6 protein-coding genes and 1 riboswitch are annotated in these 4308 nt (G+C 75.0%); all 6 genes read left to right on the top strand.

The genetic code is table 11. The features are described 5' to 3' along the window. A partial coding sequence (locus tag M3N57_06910; GenBank protein MDP9022417.1) for a hypothetical protein occupies positions 1-203 on the top strand: 203 nt, incomplete at its 5' end. A gap of 30 nt (positions 204-233) precedes the next feature. Then, positions 234-354, top strand: a riboswitch (TPP riboswitch). Further along, positions 345-1544, top strand: coding sequence for a glycine oxidase ThiO (thiO, locus tag M3N57_06905; protein MDP9022416.1), 1200 nt, complete (start codon positions 345-347; stop codon positions 1542-1544). Its footprint overlaps the riboswitch before it by 10 nt. Then, entirely contained in the window at positions 1541-1747 is a 207-nt protein-coding gene (gene thiS, locus M3N57_06900; GenBank protein ID MDP9022415.1) for a sulfur carrier protein ThiS, read from the top strand. Before thiO ends, thiS begins: the two co-directional genes overlap by 4 nt. Positions 1748-1759: 12 nt before the next feature. Further along, positions 1760-2554 carry a thiazole synthase gene (locus M3N57_06895; GenBank protein ID MDP9022414.1) on the top strand — a complete coding sequence of 265 codons (795 nt, stop codon included), beginning with the start codon at positions 1760-1762 and terminating at the stop codon, positions 2552-2554. Between the two features lie 60 nt (positions 2555-2614). Next, positions 2615-3298 (top strand): thiamine phosphate synthase, encoded by a 684-nt coding sequence (gene thiE / locus M3N57_06890; GenBank protein ID MDP9022413.1) that lies wholly within the window; start codon positions 2615-2617, stop codon positions 3296-3298. A gap of 129 nt (positions 3299-3427) precedes the next feature. Beyond that, the coding region (locus tag M3N57_06885; protein MDP9022412.1) for a hypothetical protein at positions 3428-4308 on the top strand (881 nt) is incomplete at its 3' end.

The raw sequence follows: 4308 nt of genomic DNA, 5'->3' as shown, positions 1-4308 counted from the left end.
GCCTGGAGGTCCGCGTGGACGGGGCGTTCGCGACGCTCGAGGTGGCCGGCGACCTGGCGCAGCCCTGCGGGGTCGAGGTCGCCGCCGCCCTGGTCGCCGCGGCTGAGGCCGGGGCGTGCGTCGGCTGGGCGGTGGCGCTGTACGCGATCGACGAGGAGTTCGGGGCGGACCTGCTGGTCCGGGCCTGGTGCAGCGACGAGTAGCCCCGGCGGCGCTCCCGGTGACCGGTATCGTGGATCGTGCACGGGAGCCCTGCGGGGCTGAGAGGGTGGCGCAGCCGGTCCGCCGTCGCGCCGCCGACCGTCACAACCTGATCCGGGTCATGCCGGCGAAGGGAGCACCAGATGGCGCCGGTGACCAGCCGTCCCGACGCACCGGACGTCGTCGTCGTCGGGGCGGGCGTCATCGGGCTGAGCAGCGCCTGGCGGCTGGCGCAGGCCGGGGCGTCGGTCACCGTGGTCGACGAGCGACCCGCCCGTGGGGCGTCGTGGGCGGCCGCGGGGATGCTGGCCCCGGTCAGCGAGGCTCACTACGGGGAAGAGGCGCTGCTGCAGCTGAACCTCGCGTCGCACGCCCGCTGGCCGGGCTTCGCCGCCGAACTCGCCGAGGTATCCGGCCGCGATCCCGGCTACCGCCGGTCCGGCACGCTCGTGATCGCGCGTGACGCCGACGACCGCGCCGTCCTCGACGACCTGCACGACTTCCACCGTCGGCTGGGGTTGAGCGTCACGCGGCTTCGTTCCCGCGCGTGCCGCCACCTCGAACCGGCCCTCGCACCCACCGTCCGCGCCGGCCTGCACGCCCCGGACGACGACCAGGTCGACAACCGGGCGCTCCTCGATGCGCTCCTGGCCGCCTGCGAACGGGCCGAGGTCCAGCTGGTCACCGCACGCGCGGCCGCGATCGAGCGCGACCGTGACCGCGTCACCGGGGTGCGCCTCGCGGGCCACGACACGATCCCTGCCCCGACCGTGGTCCTCGCCGCCGGGGCGTGGTCGGCCGGCATCGCCGGTGTCCCGCCGCTCCCGGTCCGGCCGGTCAAAGGCCAGCTGCTGCACCTGCGCGAGGTTCGAACGTCGGCGCTGCACGCGGTGGCTCCACCGCTGCTGCACCACAACGTCCGGGCCGTCGGTGGCCGCCCCGATCGCCCCGCCGTCTACCTGGTCCCCCGCGGTGACGGCCGTGTCGTCGTGGGTGCCACGGTCGAGGAGCGTGGCGAGGACGTCACGGTCACTGCCGGGGCGGTCCTCGACCTGCTGCGGGAGGCCTACGAGCTGGTGCCGGGGATCACCGAGCTCGAGCTCACCGAGACCGTCGCGGGGCTCCGCCCCGGCAGCCCCGACAACGCCCCTCTGATCGGGGCGGGCGGGCTCGACGGGCTGATCGTGGCGACCGGCCACTTCCGCAACGGGATCCTGCTCGCGCCGATCACGGCCGACGCGGTCACCGCACTCGTCGTCGACCGCGCCCTGCCGCAGGTGGTGGCAGCCTTCACGCCGGCACGGTTCGCTGGCACGGCAGACGGGGTGGAGGAGGCCGGGTGACCATCACCGTCAACGGCGAACCCCGCGACGTCGATCCCGACACCACGGTCGCGGAGCTGGTCAGGGAGCTCGGCGCCGACCGCGGCCGGCACGGCGTGGCGGTCGCCGTCAACGGTGACGTGATCCACCGCGCACACTGGGATCAGTGCACCGTCAACGAGGGTGACGCGGTCGAGGTCCTCGCGGCCATCCAGGGCGGCTGACGCGTAGACCAGATGAGGGACCGCCACGTGGACGATCCGCTGACCATCGCCGGGGAGACGTTCTCCTCCCGGCTGATCCTCGGCACCGGCGGGGCGCCCAGCATGGAGGCGCTCGAGGACGCCGTCCGTGCGTCGGGAACCGAGATGGTCACCGTCGCCCTGCGCCGGGTGGACCCGCAGGCGTCGGGATCGGTCCTCGACGTGGTCGAGCGGTGCGGGTGCCGGCTGCTGCCCAACACGGCGGGGTGCTACACCGCCCACGATGCGGTCCTGACCGCCAAGATGGCGCGTGAGGCGTTCGGCACGGACTGGATCAAGCTCGAGGTGATCGGCGACGACCGCACCCTGTTCCCCGACGCGGTCGAGCTCCTCGACGCTGCCGAGCAGCTGGTCGACGACGGCTTCACCGTCCTGCCCTACACCAACGACGACCCGGTCCTGGCGGTCCGCCTCGAAGCGGTCGGCTGCGCGGCCGTGATGCCGCTGGGGTCGCCGATCGGGAGCGGGTCGGGGATCCGCAACCCCTACAACCTGCGCATCATGCGCGAACGGACGCAGCTACCGGTGATCCTCGACGCGGGCGTGGGCACCGCCAGCGACGCCACGATCGCGATGGAGCTGGGCTGCGACGCGGTCCTGCTGGCCTCGGCGGTGACCCGGGCGCAGAACCCGACCGCCATGGCAGAAGCGATGCGCAAGGCGGTCGAGGGTGGCCGGTTGGCGTACCGGGCGGGGCGCATCCCCAAGCGGTTGTACGCAGAGGAGTCCACGCCGTCCGCGGGGCGCCCCGAGTGGAGCGCCCGGTGAACGGCAGCCACCGCGACCGGAGCGCCCGGTGAGCGGCGACCACGGCGACCGGAGCGCCGGGTGAGCGGCGACCCCTCCGACGGCACCCGCGACACCGGCGTGACGCTGCGCGACGGTGCGTGGCGTCGGCAGCGCCTGGCTGACGCGCGGCTGTACCTGTGCACCCCGCGACGCGACGACCTGGAAGCCTTCCTCGACACCGTGCTGGCGGCCGGCGTCGACATCGTGCAACTGCGCGACAAGGACGCGCCCCGCACCGCGCTGGTACACGCCGCCGAGACGTTCCGGGTCACCGTCGAGCGTCACGAGGCGCTGTTCATCCTCAACGACGACCCGGAGTTGGCCGTCGAGGTCGGTGCGGACGGCGTCCACGTCGGCCAGGACGATCCCTCGCCCCGCGACGCCCGGGAGGTGGTCGGCGGCCAGCTCCTGATCGGGCGCTCCACCCACGACGTCGGGCAGGTGTCGCGGGCGCTGAAGGAGGACTGCGACTACTTCGCGGTCGGGCCGGTGCACGCCACCCCGACCAAGGCCGGCCGCCCGCCGGCGGGCCTGGCCCCGGTGCGACTGGCCGCCGCGGTGGCCCGCGACAAGCCGTGGTTCGCGATCGGCGGGATGGCGCCCGACACGATCCCCGACGCGCGGGCCGCCGGGGCGCGGCGGGTCGTGGTGGTGCGTGCCATCACCGACGCGACCGACGCGGGCGCGGCCGTGCGCCAACTGCGCACCGCCCTGGAGGGCTGAAGAGACCCCAGGCGAGACGATCTGCCAGATCGCGCCTCACGGGGCGGCCGATGCGGTTTACTGCACGCTCCGTGCAACCGCGGCGGGGGCTGCCGACGTCGTACGCACGGCGACGGACGAGGAGGCGACGTGCCCCCGCACCGGACGTGGACGGCGACGCTGGGACCGGTCGTCGCGGCCACCATCCTGGGGATCGCGTCGCCAGCTGCCCCGGCCGGCGCCGCCGCCACCCCCGCCGTCGCGCAGACCTCGCCTGCCACCGCCCAGCGCGGCGACGTGGAACGGCTCGGCTTGGAGGCGACCGCCGGGTTCGACGGTCGGTTCATCACCGGCACGTGGGTGCCGGTCACCGTCAGCCTCGCGCCGGACCGGCTCGTCGCCGGTGTGCTCGACGTCGACGTGCGCCTCGACAACGGTGGGCGGCTCACCGAGACGCGACCGTTCGAGGTCGCCGGCGGGTCGCGGAAGCGCTTCCGTGTGGTCGTGCCGCCTCTGGCGGACCTGACCGTGACCGTCCGCCCGGACGGTGAGGAGCCGGTTCGGGTCCGTCCCAGCACCCAGCAACGGGTCGCCGGCGGGGCGTTCCTGGTCGGCGTGCTCGGCGAGGTCCCGACGGACCCGCCAGCGGTCGAGTCCGTCGCGACACGCCGCCGCGCCGTGTACGTGTCGGTCGACCCCGAGTGGCTGGCGCTGTCGGCCCACGCCCTGGACAGCGTCGGGACGCTGGTCGCGCACACGCAGGACCTGCAGCGCCTCCCGGATGCCGCACGGCGGACACTGGCCGCGGCGGTGGCCGGCGGCGTGGACCTGACCGTCGTGGCCGACCGGCCCGGTCCGGTGGACCTGGGGCTGACGTCACCCGCCACCGCCCGCGGCGAGGACGGGACGCTCACCGCAGAGCCGGGCGCGTGGGTCCTCACCGAGGCGGACCTGTCCGGCCCGCCGACGCACCGCACGGACACGGCCGCGGGCGTGGGGCGCGTGATCGCCGCCGCCGCCCCGCTCGGACG

The organism is Actinomycetota bacterium, assembly GCA_030776725.1.
Lineage (GTDB): Bacteria > Actinomycetota > Nitriliruptoria > Nitriliruptorales > JAHWKO01 > JAHWKW01.
This window is presented reverse-complemented; position numbering and strand designations above follow the sequence as displayed.